An 18,039-nucleotide genomic window follows, 5' to 3' on the forward strand; every position below is an offset into this window, starting at 1 on the left:
ACCTCCTAGGTCTAGGTCGGATATTTGATGTACCCGGTCAGTGATGACCCGAATGCATCCCATTTGAAATCGGGGTTCGCCGGAACTCCGGTATGGTCTCTCTTCCCGTCCTGAATACGCATTGGCTTCATGATGGAGGTATTCCCATGCTCAGGTGCCCAGAACACAATCTCCGAGGCCCCCTCTTTGATGGCTGGTTGAACCTGCATATAGATGCCCGGGACCGCCCCCTGGAGCCACAATGAGGCGTTGCCGTAGTACTCCTTGCACGCAAAGAAATTAGGTCGGAAAGGAAGATTTGTGATACGCAGCGGCCCTCCGCCAGAACTAGGGTTCGTTCCCCAAACAATTCGGAAAAATAGCTCACAAAAACCTCTGTCCCAGCGGTATCGGTAGATTTGCTGGCCCCCAGCACCTAGGTTAATGGAGCCGTTATCACGGATACGGCAGGAGCCGGTCGACCATAAAGGATGTTCGTAATCTTTTCCGGGTGGGCCTACCGGCCCCTGCGGCCCCATCGGGCCACGCGGCCCCGCCTCCCCAGGGTCGCCCTTCGGGATACGGAGATTCAGCACCGGCGCGGCGGAGGAACCGGTGATAGTCGCGTCCGCCCTGGAATCGGCCTGCACAGAACCAATAGTGAAATGCGGGGTTACACCGTCCGCCCCAGCAGCACCAGTCGGACCAGCAGCACCAGTCGGACCAGCCGGGCCGGTATCACCCTTCGGTAGCACCAGGTTCAGCGAGTACAGCCCCGATTGGTTCGTCAGCGTAGCCGAAGGGTTCTCGCCCTTGGATACAACACCTATTTTCAACTGTGGGGACACGCCCGCCGGTCCAGCGTCTCCAGGCTCACCCTTCGGCCCTGCGTCACCCTGCGGTCCCTGCGGACCTTGCGGCCCCGCCTGCCCAGGTTGCCCCGGTTCCCCTCTATCCCCCTTGGGTCCAGGGTCGCCCTTCTCCCCCGGGGCACCCTTCGGGCCGTGCGGTCCACGAATCAGGCCGACATCTACCCACTCCGTGCCAGCCCACACATGCAAATGACCATCGACGATGTAACCATCACCCCGCGCCGCGCCTGAAGGCAATTCGCCAGTCGTCTGTACGGTGCCCTGAATATTCACCGAGGTGCCGTCCTTACCCGGCTCACCAGTATCACCCTTCGGCCCCGGCACACCCTGCGGCCCCGGGTCGCCGGTAGCGCCCCGCGCACCAGTCGCCCCTTGCGGCCCCGGCACACCCTGCAAACCACGCGGGCCTTCCGGCCCCTGCTCCCCACGCAGAGACTCAAGCCACTGTGTAGGGGTGCCTACAAACCCGTCTTCAACAGCGATTTGGTAAGCGGATTTACCGGCGTTTCCCGCTGTCCGTTTTGCTTCTTCCGCCGCGTCTAACGCAATCTTCGCCGCCGCCGATGCGATACCGTTGTAGCCAATCAGCTGGTCTTTCAGCAACTCAATACCGGCTTCAAGTTTCACCACAGCCGTGTCGGCAAGCTCGCGCGTGTTGTCGCGCAGATTCACAGCCTCGGTGAGAATCGTTGACAGCTCTGGCCATTCAACACTGAGTTCACGCGTCGACGCTAAATCGACGCCAACGATCATTGTCAGCGTTGTTTCTGTCGCGCGGAGCCCAAAAATCCGCTCACCCGGAAGTGTCGTCGCAGCGCGCTCAATCAGATTCCAGACCTCGGCCATGGTGGGGAAGTACTCGCTGGCAGCTGGTTCTTCCACTAGCCCTACAATGTCGACGAAGTTGCGGACAACGAAATCTGCCCAGAAATCACTCCATCGGATAACCATCGTCTCACCACGGCGGAGATAGGTCGTGGAGATAAGTCCGCGAATCCGGACAGTCTCACCGACCTTAGGCAGATGATAATAGTCGCTGATTTTCGGTGTGTTTTGAATATTCGGGCTGGTCACAATGCGCCCCCTAGATAGATTCGTTGAGTGTTCTACCTGGCAGGTTATGGGCTGCGGGTGCTATACCGGCTGGGGGAAAGCCCTTAATTGGATCGTGTTAGAGAAGATTTGCATCTCCGCAATGTACCCAGTGATGGTTGAAGGCATCCACCAATCGTGAGCTGTGATTAGAGATGCTCGGAACCGGACATCGAGAGATTGTCCTGCCCCTACACGAATCGGGTCGAGAGTCAGCGTTGACTCTGGCTGTGATGCCCGATAGTGAGCCTGGTTTGGTTTGCCATCAGTGAATCCAGTCCAGATTCCGCCGCCCCATTCCGTGTTCCACACCTTCGTGGGGTCAGGGTCTGCAGCCATGACATTCTTGGGCGAGTCGTAGCCAACCGCGGTGGTATATCGTTCTCGGATGAACGCAAAATTTGGGGCAGACAGCACCATTGTGCGACGCTGACGCTGGATCTGGACCTCAACGTCCACGGGGATACCGTAGTCGTTCTTCCAGTGGACACGCTGGTCAATCATAGTTTTCATCGAATGCGACACATTGTCCCACTCCTCAGGCGGGAACACCCGATTCGGCATCGCCGCCTGAAACGGCCCATCGCCGGTGGACTCGACGCGGGAACGCGCGACAATCCGGCTAAACGCAGTTCGGTCAAGCCCGAGAATGCCGCCGTTGGTTGTGAACTGCGAGGTGGTGCATTGGGTAGCCATTACTCGGTCTCCATTCCCTTGTGAATCTCATCGGCGTTAGCGATGATTCTGCGCCGACCCGTAGGGATGTGGTCGGCTACTAGGTCACCGGTGTGCTCGGACACGTGGATGGACCATGTGCCGAGGATTACCTGGCGTGGGTGCTCTAAGCGGCGCAAGCGACGGTCAACGTCGCGTGCCCACTCTGCGTCGCTGTGAGGAGTCTTGCCAAGGGTCATGCTGGTGGCCTTCCGACTTCTTCGGTTTCTTGCTTTTCGCCGGAACCAGCGCCGGAGAAGTTCTTTGATGCGAGTTCCTTTTCCCAGGGGGAGCGCATGTCGATTTTCGCCGGGTCCGGCATACTTGTCACCTCATTTGTGACCTTCGTCTCAGTTAGGGTGACTTTAATCTGTTCTCCCTTATCCCCAACTCGGACCTTCACCGACTTAATTGCCATCACCGACGCCACATTCACGCCAGTCACCGTAGACGCCACCGGCACCTTCACCCCAGGGACAAGCTCATCAACCTGCACCGGAGCCGTTGGCAACAGCTGTGAATCGCCAGGGATTACCAGACGCCGTGGCGTGACGGCAGACTCCTTCACTCGCCGCTCCGCCTGCTGCTGGCACTCCTCCTCACGGACAGCACCGTCAGCTTTTTCAATCGACTGCACCAATCCCAACGGGGAGTCCTCCCGGAACTGCCCCCATACGCCCTTGCCCTTGACATGGCAGTCGGTGACGACATCTGAGCCGTCCTTAATCACAGTGAACTCGCCCGAGAGATCCTTATCTGACAATTGCGCCGTCGTGTACTGCCCCGGCAGCGGGCCAATAATCAATGTGCCGGCATTAATCGTCCATACAAGTCCTTGCTCAACTAGGTCATCGATAACCTCATCGACCATGCACTCGGCAGGAGTGTACGCCGCGTTAACCCAGATGCGGGACTCGTAGGTGACCATGTTTTCGACCATGGAGCAGGCATCTGCGAAGCCGCATGAATCCTCCACGTGAGTCCGCATGATTTGTGTCGCATCATGCTGCTGCCAGAGTCGGTGCAGGGGCACGCGGCGGTGCTTGAAGAACTTCGCGCCGTCAGCGGCCTCAACTTCGACTATTCCTGCTTTCGCTGTTGTTGAAATGACGATGCCGAACCATACCAGTTCGCCGTTGCGGTAGATTCCCATTGTGTGAGCCCACGGCTCGAGCCCATTAATCACTGCGTCCGGCGCGGCGATCGTTACTGACGCCTTCGACATTTCATTGAGCTCACGCGCCCAGTCCACATCAATCAATGCGCCTTCGGGGGACTGCCAGAACATACGCTCGGCATGCCAGTCACCAAAAACAACCGCATAATCACCACTGCCCAGCATTATGCTCTCCTCGTCACAGCATCAACATCAACCTTCATGCCTGAGTGCACGGTCCGTTCGACATCAATCAGCAAGGTGTATTCGCGACCGCATCGAAGCACAGGGGGCCGCCATGGACCGCCGAAACGACCGGTCACGAGATGGGACGCGTCCAATGACAAACCATCGGAAGTCACGGCTGTCGCCAGGCCTGTTACCGCGTCCAGGGTGAGACGAGCTCCGGCGGGGATATATCCAATCATGGCTTCGCCAACCGTGGAGCAGGCGATACTCTGCTCTGCGTCCGGTGGTCCCTCCACCCACTGGATACGAACATTGCGCTCTTCCTGCGGGCCAGTACGAATCGTGACTGTCGGCATCGCTTCGCCCCACTGGGGTAGGCGTCCGGCTTCCAGCACCCATGTGAGCCTGCGGGTTTCGAACGTGGTGCAGCCTGCGACAACGGCGGGAGTCACAGGGCGAGGGATCGACACCGCAGGTTTCGCTAGAGGGTCAGTGAGCACTGTTTTCTGGGTCGAGCAAATTGATGGGCACGAACCGTCCGACCCAGCGTTTTCAAACCTCACAGTGTCGTTAACACCCCAGATTGGCTGCAAATCGCTCACAAGTCGGGTCGGTAGTGACCACACCCACGGCACAGCAGCTGTGAGCTCAAATGACACACGTGTCATCGTGGCCTGACGGTTCTCTGCGGACCACACTCCAAACCGCTCGTCAACCTTTAGCGGCTCAGTTAGCGCAACCTGTGACATCATCCTCGACTCTGCGTTACCAAGCTTCGCGACATTCTCCGCAGTCAGACTGCCATCGGTTTTCGGGGCAGACTGCAAGAACAAAAGTTGACGGGCCTTCTCCACGTCGCCACACAAATCGTTGCGGAGAACACCTGCGAGCCACCCTAAGCCATACTCGAGCCCAGCCGGAGTGCCGCCGATTACCAGTGCCTCAATCGCCATCTTCCGTGGCGGGGTACGAGTCACGCCGAACCCGCCACCGATGCGCGTGGCGTGAATAACATCGCGGTCTAGCGGCGCAGAATCAGCGCCGTCAATCGACATGATCCACACCCCGGCGAACTCAGCCGACGCCGGGTCGCGGGGGTCATACCATGGGCAATCTGCATCCTCCCATGGCGACAGGTAGTCAGTGGCGCGCCCCTGCCACCTCCATAGATCGTCCCACCCGTCGTTTGTCACGATTTCCGCAGTGCCGTTGCGGACTCCTCGGAGCATGTATCGCACGCATCGGGAGGTGTTAGCTATCTCGGTTTGTCCGAGCTGCAGCCAACCTCTGAACATTTTTCCTCCCGGGTTACATAAGCGCCATGAGGCGGTTTTCTACCTCGTCCGCCGTGCGCTGCGGGTCAGTGGCGACGATGTTTTGGGTAACAATAATTTGCCGTGTGGTTCGTGGTTGACCATATTGGTCGGTGGTGCCACGAGATGACGTGACCTCCGGCAACGTAATACCCCCGTCGAGCCAATCAACTAGGCGGTCAAACGATGTAGTCTGCTCCGGGCTGAGGACCCGCTCCGGCTTAAATGCTGTCTTGTGGAAAATGCCCTGTCCAACTCCCATAAGCCCGCCGTGCTCATAGCCACCGGCTCGGCCGTACCCTGCAGGCAGAGAACCATAGGTGCGCATGGTGTACCGCATAGACGCGGCGATATTCGCCTTCGGGTCCCAAATATCATTCGGGAAACGAGGGTCACGGTGCGCCGCGAACGTGCTACCAATAACCTGCATAAGCCCCTTCGAAGGGTCGCCCCTCCTCGCGTTAATGTCCCAGTTGTTGATAGCGCGTGGGTTACCGCCCGACTCCTGATTCATACGCTTTAGCGTGATACCGAGCCACGATGCGGGGTGCCCATACAGCCGCAACAGTTGCGAAACCAAGGGTGCCCATCGCTGCACACCTGTTCCGCCCGGGTCCGCCGACGACTCCGCCATTTTCTTATCAATCATGGCGCGGGCCTTAGAGTCCATCGCCTTATCAACCGCGCTCGGTAAAGTGTTGATAATTCCCGGTTTGCCAGCCCAACTACGCAGCGCCGTTTGAGTACGGTCGCGGAAAGGTTTCACCGCCTCCGCAATCATCTCGCCCATCGACACGCCGGAACCCATACCCGGCACGAACCTACCGCCGTCGACGACGCGGAGGTGGTGGTGCTGGTTGAAATACGAGTCCGTAGCACCGACAGCACCGGCACCGAACTTCACCCTGGACGGGGAACCACCCGACTCAACATTCACCGCGGGGATACCCTCAACACCGCCGATTGTGCCAGCAGTGTGCCCACCACCGGGGCCGCCATTTCTGATACCTACGGAGAAACCAGCGGACAAACCACGCGCCCACGCGCCCCGCTGCCCAGCCGGGAAATTACCCGTAGCCCACTGGCGGGCACCGTTACCGCCCAGAATCACATCCGCGATACCAGACATGTAACCCGAGCAGTCAGTACCGCCCGCGCCGTGTGCCGAGCCACCAAACACATAGGGTCGGCCGCTACGGGAACGCGCCCAGTTATAGCCGCGCAAAAGGTCACGCCACGCCGGAGAACCCTTCACAATGCCACCACCCGCATAACGGGAGGCGATTTGCTTAAACGTGTGGTCATTCAGCATTTCCCGCTGCTGTTTCGTGGACCGCAGACTATTCGGGGTCGCAGACACCGCACCGGAGTTCATCGCGTCTAGATTCTGAACCCCGATTTTGTCCACGGCCTTAGCCGTCATAACGTACTCACCGTTCGACAACAGGGCAGGAATTTTATCGTCCGTCGGCCCACCCGGCCCAGACACAAAACCACCGGTCGCGAACCGCAGCGGATACGGTGCCATCTTCTTCGTGCCAATCAGTTCCGACACGCTATTCCACATACCGACCAGGCCGTTATTGAAAACAGTGCCAATCGTGAAGCGGACCGGTGCTGCTGTGAGCTCTCGGATACGAGCCCAGGCCGAACCGATGGAATTAACCGCCCAGGTAAACGAGTTCGTCACCCACTGGAGTGAATTTACGATGGTGGTAAACACCGGAGTTACACCAGTGCTCAGAGCCCAGAAGAGCATCTGCACAAAGTAGGACAGCCCAGCTCGGATAGGCCCGGCTATCTGCCCCCATACCGTGGTCGCCATCATCGTCGCTGATTGACCAGTTGCCAACATAGTAGGGGTGATAACACCCGCCTGCGTATTTGCCATCCCCGCCGCCATACTCATAAATGCGGGCAGGGCAACCCCACCTGTCTGCGCTGCGACGGTGTTCGCAAACCCGATGGTTGCGCCATCGAGCATTCCGAACATTGGAATCAGCGTGCCCGTTGCCGTCGAATCTATCTGTGATGCGGCCGACTCGAACGAATACGGCGTAGACGATGCCATGTCTGGGGCGGTTACAGACATGGCAGGCAGGGGCGGCGATACCCGGGGAGCGACGTCTACCGCGTTAGTGGTGACGTTCGCGTTAACATTCACTCTGGCGGTCGTTGAGGACGCAGCCGCCATTTCTGCTGCTGCAGCGGTCACTGCCGGCTGCATAGCCTGGATACCAGCAACCATGCCCTCACCAACGTTATGGCCGATAGCCTGGAACTCGCGCGACGGCGAGTGGATACCAAGGGCGTTCTTGGCTGCTGAGATTGCTTTTCCTGCGAACCCCGTGACAGTACTAATAAGTGTGCTGATCATAGAGTTGATGCCGTTGATCATGCCTTGCACAATCTGGCGTCCAGCGTTGACAAGCCAGGTTCCAGCATCGGAGACAGCGCCGATAACCTTGTTTTTCCACCCGGTGATAGTGTCCTTCACGCGGTTGAACCCATTGATGACTGATTGAACCATCGGGGCCACATATTGTGAATAAAGGTTGGAGCATGCTTGGCCGAACTCGTTAACCTTGCCGCGCACCCAGTCCATCGCAGAGCTGATGCCAGATCGAACCCAGTCAAATGCGGCAATAACACCATTGACAACCGGCATGATTACCAAGTTGTAGACCAGCTGCACGCCTTGCCACAGGAAGTTCCACCCGGTTGCAATCCACCCGAAAATGATTTGCAGACCGTCCCACATTGCTTGGAATACCCATACAATGCCGTCAACTATTGGCTGGCCGACTGCCTGCCACGCAATCTGCAGCCAGCCCCAGAGCTCATTCCACGCCCCGACGAGCGAGTCCCACCCGGCCTTCAGCCAACCGACGAAGGTATCGAACGCCATGGTGATCCAGTCCACGACTGGCTGCCCGTAGGTATCCCAGCTGGATTGCAACCATTGCCATACCGCGTCCCAGGCGAGTTTGATTCCTTCCCACGCCAGAATCAGCGTTCCGATGAAGAAGAGGAAAACATCGCCGATGAAATCTAGAACCGGTTGGCCGTAGGTTTCCCACGAGGTTTGGAGCCACTGCCAAATGGAATCCCACCCAGACTTCAGCCCATCCCACACGGCGGTGAGGGTATCACCGAAACCTGTAAAGAAGTCGATGATTCCCGCGATTAGGCCGCCGACCCACTCCACGAACGCGCCGATTGCGGCGCCGAGTTTTTCGGCAATCCAGGAGATAACCGTGCCGATAACACTGATGAGCGGCGACAGGACATTCTCCGTGAGCCAGGAGATAACCTTTGCGACGCCCTCGAATGCGAAAGCCAGAACACGCAGGGCGCCAACGAGCAGGAATACTGCCGCCACAGCAACGCCGCCGATAACCATAAGCAGTGGCTTGAGGAGCGGCCACAATGCTTTCCCAATATCGAACAGTGCCTTCGCGAGGGCTGCGACAACATCCCACACGGCCTTAAAAATCGCGATGAGCGCATGCCACCCTGCAGACAGTACGGCCCCGGCGACGTCCTGGAATGCGTGCCCTAACGACTTAATGCCTTCCCACACGCTACGGACAGCGTCTCCCAACACGCGGTAGAAACTGATAACAGTTTGCGCGGCCGGGCCGCCAATCATCTTGGTCAGAGAATCAGCGTCTCCGTCTTTCCCTCGGATAGCGTCCCATGCCTCGGACGCTGCTCCCTTGAAGCTGGTTAGGATATCGAACACGCGGTTAGCGTTATCCCCACCGATGAGAGACACCAGCGCCCCACTCGACTTAAACCCTTCTGGGTTCAACACAGCGTTTTTAACGTCTGACCACGCGTTCTTTACTGTGCTGATGGTGTTCTGAATTCCCGCGACTCTGTCGGCTCCGATGAGCTTCGACAACGGCGATGCGGCATCCACCGGGGTGCCTCGGATAACGGAGACGAGGTTATCCCACAGCCCCTTGACGAAGTCCACCGCCGGGGCAACAGCGTTCTTGACGGACTCCCACATCCCAATCCAGAAATTACGGAACGCCTCCGAGTGCCGCCACAGCAACGCCACAGCCACTACCAACGCAGTAATCCCGGCAATGACGGCCCCCACAGGTGTGAACAAGAAACCAAGGTTCAGTGCCTGCCATACCTTCGTCAGCAACCCCAGGGCATTCACAGTACCAATGAGCGCACCTACTACTGCTGCTGCGCCAATTCCCGCCAGTGCAGCCGCGAAAATATCTGCTGTGACGCTCCCAGACTTCATCCACTTGGCAAAATCTTTAATTGGGCCGACTGCCCACTTCACAATCGCGGTTCCAAACTCCACCGCCGCAGTGATGCCAGGGATAAACGGCTCAATAATCGACGCGCCGAGGTTAAACAGCGCCGTTTTCATATTCGACAGTTTCGCCGGCAGCGTCTGGCCCATTTGTTTTGCAAGGTCGCCGGTGCCCATGTTCACGGCTTTGACGAAGTCCTCGAAGGACACCTTTCCGTCACTGATAGCCTTCTTCACTTCGGCTTGTGACATGCCCATCGAGTCGGCGAGGTACTTTGTCGCGTTGACTCCAGCGTCGGCCATCTGCGCCATGTCCTCACCAGTGACCTTGCCCTGCGCACTAATCTGCTGCATGACACGACCAACATCAACGCCGGAGCCTTCCGCGATGGAGGATAGGGCAGTAAACGCTTGAATCGCGCTGTCCATCGGCTTACCGAGCTGAACACCGGCCTGGGCGAACATCGCAGAGTACTTCGCTGCGTCAGACAGACTCACTGATGTACCCGTGACCTGCTCTGTCAGTTTCGCCATTTGGTTCTTGGTTTGCTCCGCAGATAGGCCCACGGATTGGAACATGATTTCCGCGCGCTGGATATTCATCAGACGGTCGAACCCACCTTTGAGGACCACGGCCGGGCCCGCGATCGCTGCGATGGCACCGCCGATACGCCCAAATGCGCTTGGCAGCTCATTGGCGTCACGTTTGACTGACTCCAAGGCCTCGCCGATGTTTCGACGGATACTGCTTCCAACTTCAGCGGCGCGTTGCCCGAGCGCAGTGAATGCCCCGCCAGATATGCTCCCCATCGCGTTTTTTGCGGCTGCGACACCGGAGCTAATCCCAGATGCGATGGATGAACCCGCGTGAGCTGCCATTTCGCCAATACGCGATAGAGAGGAGCCGCTGACTGTCCCTAGTGCCGCGTCCGCCTTTGATGCGCCGGAGGAAATGGAGGACGCTACCTGAGCCCCAGCCTCAGCAGCCTTCTTCGTAATCTTGGTCAGGCCGTTGCCGTCTACAGCATCGAGGGCTTTATCCGCTTTATCGGCGCCACGCTGGATTTCGGAGCCGATAGCGTCACCAGCTTGCGACGCCTCCTGTTGCGCAGACTTAGGGAGCTTGCCGAGGATACCGTCGATTTTCGCTAGGGCGCGTTCTACCTGCTGGGTGAGCTTATCTGTGACGTCACTCGCGTCCGCTTCGAAGGTGACTTTTGCTTTACCGACTGCCATGGTCACATATTCGCCATTCCGGGTGTCCATACATGACATAGAGTACTATAGTTAACTATATTGCGTTACTGTGTAGTATTACGAAGTGAAGAAAGGATGACATCATGGAGCCAGTAAAGAAGAAGAAATGGCCATGGATAGTTGGAGGACTCTTCCTCGTTGGACTAGTCGGCTCGATAATCGATCCGGTAGAGAAGCAATCAAACACGCCCGAAACATCCGTCACAACTACCACGGAATCAAAAATAGAACAGCCATATAAAGAGCGGACCCGGGCCTCAATGACAGCCTCGGAAAAGGGGACTGAAGAAACATTCAACGCCGGAGCGCAGTTCGAAAAGTGGTATCTCGGACAGTACGACGAACATAGTTGGGACTATGTTTGCGGCAAGTACGGCGGCTGGGAATGTAACGTGCTTGACGTCGACTCCCCGGCAGGGCTTGATGGCACCATCGTCATCGTAACGACCTTGTCGAAAGATAATCCCGAAGGAAAGCAGCGCGCAGAAGGTGCCGTTAAGTCTATCCAGAACCTAGCCGATCTCGAACCGGAGATGAAAGACGCTATTGGAGGGAAAGCTGACTACGTTCAGGTGTGGGACGCGCAAGGTAATGTGCTCGCAAGCGGCAATATCAACTACGGGGCGTAGCCAATGCGCGACGAAGATATTTCAGAGCAGGACTTGCGGATTCTTCGCGCGGAAGCGGCGTCGATGGTCCGTGGGAGGCGTCAATCCGAGTGGTGGGAGGAAGTAGAGCGCCTCACTGCAGGTGAGAAGTTCGCGGAAGCGGAAGAATTACTTGTTGAGATGCGGGATGCGGCCGCTGAGTCTACGCGTATTGCGGGGTGGACGGTGCCGTTCGCCCCCACGCAGGGACTTTTGTCTATCTACCTTAAGCAAGGGCGTATCGGGGACGCTGACCAGGTGCTTGCTGACTACCTGGACTGTCTCCAGGAGTATCGGATATTCGTGCCCGAGGGCGGGGATACTGGTGAGCGTAGGGCGCGTGAATGGGTGGAGGCTCTGTCCGATCCTAAGGCTCGTGCGCACTGGAAAGAACAAGGGGGTGAATGTAATGGAGGAAAGTGAGAGGGCGCGCCTTCTGGCTGAATGTGCTCAAGCACAAAAGAATTATGAGTGGAGTAAGCAGCGCCGGAAGGATGCCTTTATAGCAGCAATGCGGACGCCCATTAGTGCCCGTGAGATTTCCGAAGTGACTGGGCTTCCTAGGACAACTATTAGCGGCATAGTCAATCGGTAAATAGTGTATTGACCGTTTTTAGTCATTGTGTGGTAGTATTCTAAATGTAAAGCAAAAGCTTTATATAAAAAGCCACCGCGTAGCTGGGACTACCGGTGGCACGGACTCAACTACTAAGGAGTTGAATCATGGTTAATACTGCCATGCCCGCCACGGGAACCGCAAACCCGCTCATCCCACTCACCGAGAACTCCGACGGAATTCAGGCTGTCATGGGACGAGACCTACACGCCTTCCTTGAGGTCCAGTCGAACTACACAACCTGGATTAATCGGCTGATAGAAAAATATAGGTTCATTGCAGGTCAGGACTTTATTCCAAAAATGGAAGAAAGTTCAGGTGGACGCCCGTCTGAGAATCACATCCTCACCTTGGATATGGCAAAAGAACTGTCCATGGTGCAAAACAATCAAAAGGGACGCGAAGCCCGCCAGTACTTCATCGAATGTGAGAAACAAGCACAATCGAAAAAGGCTAATGGTGGTGAACTATCGCGGCTCGAACTTCTTCAGCTCGCAATGAACGCCGAAACAGAGCGTCTCGCACTCGAGGTAAAGAACAAAGAACTCGAGCCGAAAGCAAAAGCCTATGATCAGTTCATTGACGCAGACGGAACCTATAGCGTCGGCAATGTCGCAAAGATGCTCGGGCTAAGCCAAAACAAGCTCTTCACAAAGCTCCGCCAACACGGAATTCTCATCTCCAAAGGAGCAATGCGGAACACGCCTTACCAAAAATACATGCACCACTTCGCAGTCAAAGCCTACGACTACCAGCGCAGCGATGGTTCAACACACACAAGCTACACAACCCGTGTACTCCCCTCAGGAATCGGTTTCATACAAATGAAACTCAACCCTGAAACAAAGACGGAGGTATCCGCGTAATGAACGGAACAGTGAACGGATACTTCGAGGACCATGCCGTATCCTGCATCGTTACCCCAGACATTGTACGTGACAAGGTAATCGGGCTAACCATAGATATTCTCGGAGAGAGCTTCGCACATACGCTCGCCTTTGATGGTGATGATATGTCTGAGTTCCTTACGAAATTGACTATGCGTAGCTAGAGGTCAATCCCCTCGAACCCCTCGAAACCTTCTTCCCATCCGGGTGGGGGAGCCATCGGGTTGTCACGCCGGTACAAATCCCGGATGATTTTCTCCCGCTCCTCATCATCTTTCGCCGAGTCGAGAATCATTACCTCGACGACATCCAGCAGCGCCGTTAGTGACGGCAGTTGTCGGAGCGGGTCAGAAATCCCCTTCTCAATTAGCCGTCCACGGATCATTGACCACTGCTGTACAGTCGCCCGCGATAGCGCAACAGTCGTTTTCCACGGCCGAGCCGTACCCTCCCTCAAAATACCGGCCATTAAATCCAACAAGTCCGGTTCGCCCCCGTCATAGTGGAACACCACCGGAAGCAGCTCATCCAGGCTAATCCCGGCAGTAGAAGCAATCTCCGTGCATGCCTGCAGACTCTCCCCAGGGACATCGCTTGCAAGCCTAGAGACGACAAGAGCGGCAGACGGAGGAAGCTCACTGACCTCCCACTGCCTGCCGCACCAATCAACAAACACCAGCTACCTGCGTGGGCCGGTAGTTGGAGCGTTCATCTCCGGCGACTCTTCTGCCGCCTTCACCATAGCCTCGATAATGTCCCCCATAGACTCATCGGTGATAGGAGACTCGGGGTCCATCATCTTTTCGAGGAACATCTCAAAGTCATCGGCGACAAGGTGGAACTTCAGGAACATGCGAAGCGATGCGATTGACAGCTCACCATCGGACTTCGCGGACGCGCCGAGGGAAAACGCCAGCAGAGCAGCGCGCTTCGGGACATGGAAGCGGAAAGTAACCCCTTCTACTTCCACAGAATGCGAAGCTTCAACCTCTGCATCGGAACTATTAGACGGGTCGATGATTGCAACCTCAGGCTCATCGGCGATAGCACCCGGTTTCTTAGTCGCTTCAAGCTCTGCGAGACGTGCCTTCAGCTTCGCGGTTTCGTCCTCGCGGTTCGCATCGGCTTCGAAAGCTGCGGTGGAATCAGTAGTCACAGTGTTGTCCTTTCAGATCGCTGTTCGGTGACAAAGTTTGTTCTATTCCCCTGCGGTGACCTCAAACCCCAACGCTCCGGCACCTGTCTTTAGAGCGTTGAGGAGCCAGGGCCTCTTTTTTGCGCCGGGGTGGTTCACCGAGCGGGCGAACACCATGCCGTTTGTTCCGCGCCATGCGAGCACTTTCGCTCGCCGTGGCCGAATGACATGAGGGCGGGACCCTTCATGCACGGCCAGCGAGTAGTCAGCGGAAGCCTCGATATCAGATGTTGCACGGCCGTTGCTGTAGGTGATTGCCCCTTGGGTGTGTGAATTACGCAAAGCCCCCGTATCGACGGGGGAGGTTACCTTCGCCTGGTTCAGGGTTGCGCGTTGAGCCTTACGTACCAGAAGGGTCGTTTCATGCTGTAATACAGCATTCATTTCGCCATAGTTGATTGTGAACTCAGATGACATGATTTACTCGACTATTTCCACGACACCGAGGGATAGGAGATTGCGCACCACTTCTGTCACAGTGACGGTTGTTTCCTGGCCGCGCGCAAGATACACGGTGTTGCACACACCTCGGATAGTGATTGTCTCTGGTTCCTGTGTCTTCTTTGGTCGACGGGTAGCCATTTTTCTTCTCCTTACAGTTGAACGTTGATTGTTTTCACCCATGCGAGGATTCCCCCCTGCGGGCCGATGGGTTCCGACGAGCCGACAACCGTTCCGTTAGCGAGGTTCAGTCGGTCTATTTCCCGCGACGCTATACAGAGTGCTTTCTCCAGCCGGTCGGCATCATCTAACCCGACGAGCGCGTCGTATTCCATCGCGTCCGGTGGCGGCGGGTAGCCCTGCGCGTCGACGGTGGACACGCACCGGGCGGCACCAACCTGGATAACGACAGCTAGCGCTCCATGACAGGGGTGGATACCTCCGTCGTCCTCATTCGGCCACACAGTGGTTCGGTACATGCGCAGGACATTTACCCATACGATTCCGGTGCAATTCTCGTACTGAAGGCCATCGAGAGCAACGTCTGCCCCTGGCCGGTGCTCAATCGTCGGGACGACTCCGCCCAGTGGGGCAGTGGCGGCGTCACTGGTGAACTGCGAACGCATCGCCTCAATTACCTGCCCGACAACAGCGACAGTTTTATTCATCATGCGGCTCCTACCAGATGGGCAGATCAGGTGACCAGATAGTGGCCGGTTCTGACATTCGGTTCGGGTTGTGAGCGCGAATCCAAATATCAACCTCCGTTAGTCCAGTCGCGCCGCTGGCATAGATGTCTTGCGGGTCAACGGCGGTGACTGTGACACCCTGGCGCTGGACTTGCTGGACGCGGCGAGGGAGCTGGCAGCGCCCACCGGTGCAGGCTGCGTAGAACTCTTTCGCCAGCAGCGCCGCGCACCGCGAACCGCCGGGTGGCACCGGAATGCCTTTCAGGTAGGTGATGCTCCATCCGCCGGGCTCCGTGTCCGCCACGTTGAGGTTCTGGTCCGGCCACGGTTCACCCGCGTGTCGGTAGATACGGTCACCGTCAACAATTAGCGAGGACAGGTCAATGTTCTGCCCAGCTACGGTGAACCCCGTGACCTTGTACACAGGGCCCGGCAGTTGGATTGAGCCGGAGCGGGAACAGTGAAGATACGTTGCTCCAGGGGTGGGGCAAATCCCAGCTGTTTGCGGTGGGCACGGCCGAACAGTGGTCGGGCAGATAGTGAATCGTCGCCCAGTGAGCGCCCAGAGGATTCCAACGGCGGTATCTACGCACTCGCGAATGATGATTGGGTCTGCATTGTCGGGAAGGCAATAGTCGTCGACTGGCCAGGTGCATAGTGCTTCGCTCATGTCGGTAGCGTCCCACTGTGAGGTGACTAGCTGGATAGGCAAACCCCACCCGAGGCGGCCTGTGCAACCGTCCCCGGGCGGGGCTTGTTATTGCGGAGTGACTGTCGCGAAAGTGGTACTCCGGGGCCCGAACAGCGGAGCGCATTTGGACAACATCGCCACCCCGAAGCACCACACCAGTACTACTACCTACCCTCGGTGACCGGAACTTACTGGTCTCCCACCGTGACCACACCAGCGGCTACAGCAGCGGACTCTCCAAAGTACGGCTGCGGCAAAGTCAATGCCTGCGGCTCGGCGGTAACCTCCGGAGGGGCAATAGTCGTCGACTGGAAATGTAGGTGCTCCATCCCCATCGGGGTAAGAAGACGACCAGGCGTGTTCTTCGCGTCAGTCGGCACGACGTTGTACGGGCCGCGACCCCAGTTCGGTCCAGCACCAGTGATGCCGGAGATAGTGAACGTTGCGACCGACGCTCCTAGTTCAAAATCACCCATCGTTGCTTCCTTCAGCCAGGGCATCAGGAAGTACCCGTAACGGGCAGCTGCAGCAGCTGCCCCTGGAGCCAGCACAGTATCATCAGTCGGGATTGTGCAGTCATCGGAGCCGGTACCGGTCCATAGCTCCAGTGCCGCGCCCTCGGTGACCTTGACCCGCTTGGACGAGCGGAAACCAACCGGCTTCTGCATATAATCCAGGACCAGCGGGTCATCGGTGAAGAAGGACAGGAGCAGCGGGTCAACGCGGCAGAATTCCATCTCGACTTCCCACCACTTCAGCTCCGGTGGGGTGCGGTCTGCGACGCACACCTGCCCATCCGCGTTGGTCTGCTCTAAGTCTTCGGCGTCCTTCATGGACTTGCTCATCTTCACGGTGACGAAGCCGTCGGTGACGATGGTCGATGCTTCACCGGCCTTTGGCAGGCCGCAGTTTCCGACGCGGGTTGCGCGGAGTCGCTTACCACGCACGATGCTTGTTGCTACCATTTTGGAAAATCCTCCAATGTTTGTGGTTGTGGCAGCGCCCCACGCGGGGCGTGCATGTCTTATTCGTATGTCCGGCGGGTGACCTATAGAAGGCCCGCAGACTTTGCGACAGCGGCAGGCACTACCCACCCGTTCGGGGCCGTGATAGTGCGCACCATCCCAGTTTTGTCCGCGCTGACCAGCGCGGAGGCGATGGTTTCTGTGTCTCCCGCGGCTACGGGATACACCTCGATGCGCCCGTCTGGGCGTTCTACCGTTGTGGCCGGAAGCTTCTTCTTCCGGGGCGTTCGTGCAGCCATGATTAGCCTCCAATCTTTACGAGAGTCATTGGTGCTTCAACTGCGACTGTGAGGGTGCGTTCCGCGACCGCTAAGCGGGTATTCGTCTGCAGCGCTGTTGCCACGGATGTTGCTACCGGGTCGCGCTGCACCACGACACGCCCGGTTGCCACGATCGCTGTTCCCAGCTCCTCATAGCCGCTGCCGAACACCCATCGGTGCCCACCTGGAGTGAACAGCGCCTGACCCTGGCGAATCACACCACCAGCCTTCTCAATCGCTGGGAGTAGCCAACGAGCAGCATGCACCACACCGGGTGCGTTCGTCGTGGCTAGTGCCTTCTCCGCTTCGCCGACCTGGGTGAGGATATTCGCGGCCGTTACCGACGGTGCTGCCGCAAGCCGTACCGCGAGGTGCTTCTCAGCCTCCAGTGGTTCACGTACTCTCAACGCAGCCACCGCGCGGGCGGTGGCCATATCGTCCGAGTAACCCACGGTTTTGCACTCGTGGGCTGCCCACACGCCGAACGCCCCGGCGGATGCTGGCTCAGCTACTGCGCCGGCCTTCGGTTGATTCGGGGTAGTTGGATTGCATGAGGTATCCCACTGCCCGGACGCTACTCCGTCTGGCTCAATGAGAACGCCACCACGGACGGTGGGCACATCCTGCACAATCGCGGCGTCATACAGCCCATAGGGCAGTGGATTCTGGTCTGGAAGCTTCACAAGGTTCGCTGGAATCCCAGCCATAATGTTTCCTCCGTTTCGGATAGAAAA

General features: G+C 57.6%; 18 protein-coding genes. 3 read left to right on the plus strand and 15 right to left on the minus strand.

Annotated features, from left to right (window positions below; translation table 11 throughout):
• Positions 1-11: 11 nt before the first annotated feature.
• The 6 genes from Q0U90_RS03425 to Q0U90_RS03450 all read right to left on the minus strand — a co-directional run bounded on the left by Q0U90_RS03425 (position 12) and on the right by Q0U90_RS03450 (position 10,863).
• Positions 12-1,925, minus strand: a complete 1,914-nt coding sequence (locus tag Q0U90_RS03425; protein WP_297451650.1) for a hypothetical protein — start codon at positions 1,923-1,925, stop codon at positions 12-14.
• A 60-nt stretch (positions 1,926-1,985) separates the two neighbouring features.
• Entirely contained in the window at positions 1,986-2,639 is a 654-nt protein-coding gene (locus Q0U90_RS03430) for a hypothetical protein (protein ID WP_297451652.1), read from the minus strand.
• Positions 2,639-2,857, minus strand: coding sequence for a hypothetical protein (locus tag Q0U90_RS03435; protein WP_297451654.1), 219 nt, complete (start codon positions 2,855-2,857; stop codon positions 2,639-2,641). The genes Q0U90_RS03430 and Q0U90_RS03435 overlap by 1 nt, the downstream gene beginning before the upstream one ends.
• Positions 2,854-3,999, minus strand: coding sequence for a hypothetical protein (locus tag Q0U90_RS03440; protein WP_297451656.1), 1,146 nt, complete (start codon positions 3,997-3,999; stop codon positions 2,854-2,856). Before Q0U90_RS03440 ends, Q0U90_RS03435 begins: the two co-directional genes overlap by 4 nt.
• Positions 3,999-5,231 carry a hypothetical protein gene (locus Q0U90_RS03445; RefSeq protein WP_297451659.1) on the minus strand — a complete coding sequence of 411 codons (1,233 nt, stop codon included), beginning with the start codon at positions 5,229-5,231 and terminating at the stop codon, positions 3,999-4,001. Before Q0U90_RS03445 ends, Q0U90_RS03440 begins: the two co-directional genes overlap by 1 nt.
• Positions 5,232-5,310: 79 nt before the next feature.
• Positions 5,311-10,863 carry a tape measure protein gene (locus tag Q0U90_RS03450; RefSeq protein WP_297451662.1) on the minus strand — a complete coding sequence of 1,851 codons (5,553 nt, stop codon included), beginning with the start codon at positions 10,861-10,863 and terminating at the stop codon, positions 5,311-5,313.
• A gap of 74 nt (positions 10,864-10,937) precedes the next feature.
• On the opposite strand from Q0U90_RS03450, the gene Q0U90_RS03455 reads away from it, so the two are divergent.
• The 3 genes from Q0U90_RS03455 (at position 10,938) to Q0U90_RS03465 (ending at position 12,983) form a co-directional block, all read left to right on the plus strand.
• Positions 10,938-11,483, plus strand: coding sequence for a hypothetical protein (locus Q0U90_RS03455; protein WP_297451665.1), 546 nt, complete (start codon positions 10,938-10,940; stop codon positions 11,481-11,483).
• A gap of 3 nt (positions 11,484-11,486) precedes the next feature.
• Positions 11,487-11,924 (plus strand): hypothetical protein, encoded by a 438-nt coding sequence (locus Q0U90_RS03460; RefSeq protein ID WP_297451668.1) that lies wholly within the window; start codon positions 11,487-11,489, stop codon positions 11,922-11,924.
• A gap of 300 nt (positions 11,925-12,224) precedes the next feature.
• The gene (locus Q0U90_RS03465) at positions 12,225-12,983 is read left to right on the plus strand and encodes a phage antirepressor KilAC domain-containing protein (protein ID WP_297451670.1); all 759 of its coding nucleotides are present in this window, start codon (positions 12,225-12,227) and stop codon (positions 12,981-12,983) included.
• Positions 12,984-13,164: 181 nt separating this feature from the next.
• On the opposite strand, the gene Q0U90_RS03470 is transcribed toward Q0U90_RS03465, so the two are convergent.
• From Q0U90_RS03470 to Q0U90_RS03510, 9 genes are all read right to left on the minus strand, one after another.
• Entirely contained in the window at positions 13,165-13,680 is a 516-nt protein-coding gene (locus tag Q0U90_RS03470) for a hypothetical protein (protein WP_297451672.1), read from the minus strand.
• Positions 13,681-13,683: 3 nt separating this feature from the next.
• Positions 13,684-14,160 carry a hypothetical protein gene (locus tag Q0U90_RS03475; RefSeq protein WP_297451674.1) on the minus strand — a complete coding sequence of 159 codons (477 nt, stop codon included), beginning with the start codon at positions 14,158-14,160 and terminating at the stop codon, positions 13,684-13,686.
• A 42-nt stretch (positions 14,161-14,202) separates the two neighbouring features.
• Entirely contained in the window at positions 14,203-14,616 is a 414-nt protein-coding gene (locus Q0U90_RS03480) for a hypothetical protein (RefSeq protein WP_297451676.1), read from the minus strand.
• 3 nt (positions 14,617-14,619) lie between these two features.
• A complete protein-coding gene (locus tag Q0U90_RS03485) occupies positions 14,620-14,781 on the minus strand; it encodes a hypothetical protein (protein ID WP_297451679.1) in 162 nt (53 codons plus the stop codon).
• 11 nt (positions 14,782-14,792) lie between these two features.
• Positions 14,793-15,311: a hypothetical protein gene (locus Q0U90_RS03490; RefSeq protein ID WP_297451683.1), complete on the minus strand. Its 519-nt coding sequence runs from the start codon at positions 15,309-15,311 to the stop codon at positions 14,793-14,795.
• Between the two features lie 7 nt (positions 15,312-15,318).
• Entirely contained in the window at positions 15,319-15,999 is a 681-nt protein-coding gene (locus Q0U90_RS03495; protein WP_297451686.1) for a hypothetical protein, read from the minus strand.
• Between the two features lie 209 nt (positions 16,000-16,208).
• Positions 16,209-16,985, minus strand: a complete 777-nt coding sequence (locus Q0U90_RS03500; protein ID WP_297451690.1) for a hypothetical protein — start codon at positions 16,983-16,985, stop codon at positions 16,209-16,211.
• Positions 16,986-17,068: 83 nt separating this feature from the next.
• Positions 17,069-17,284 carry a hypothetical protein gene (locus Q0U90_RS03505; RefSeq protein WP_297451693.1) on the minus strand — a complete coding sequence of 72 codons (216 nt, stop codon included), beginning with the start codon at positions 17,282-17,284 and terminating at the stop codon, positions 17,069-17,071.
• Positions 17,285-17,286: 2 nt separating this feature from the next.
• Entirely contained in the window at positions 17,287-18,012 is a 726-nt protein-coding gene (locus tag Q0U90_RS03510; RefSeq protein ID WP_297451695.1) for a hypothetical protein, read from the minus strand.
• Between the last annotated feature and the right edge of the window lie 27 nt (positions 18,013-18,039).

It is taken from the genome of uncultured Corynebacterium sp., from assembly GCF_946998835.1.
Taxonomy (GTDB): Bacteria; Actinomycetota; Actinomycetes; order Mycobacteriales; family Mycobacteriaceae; genus Corynebacterium.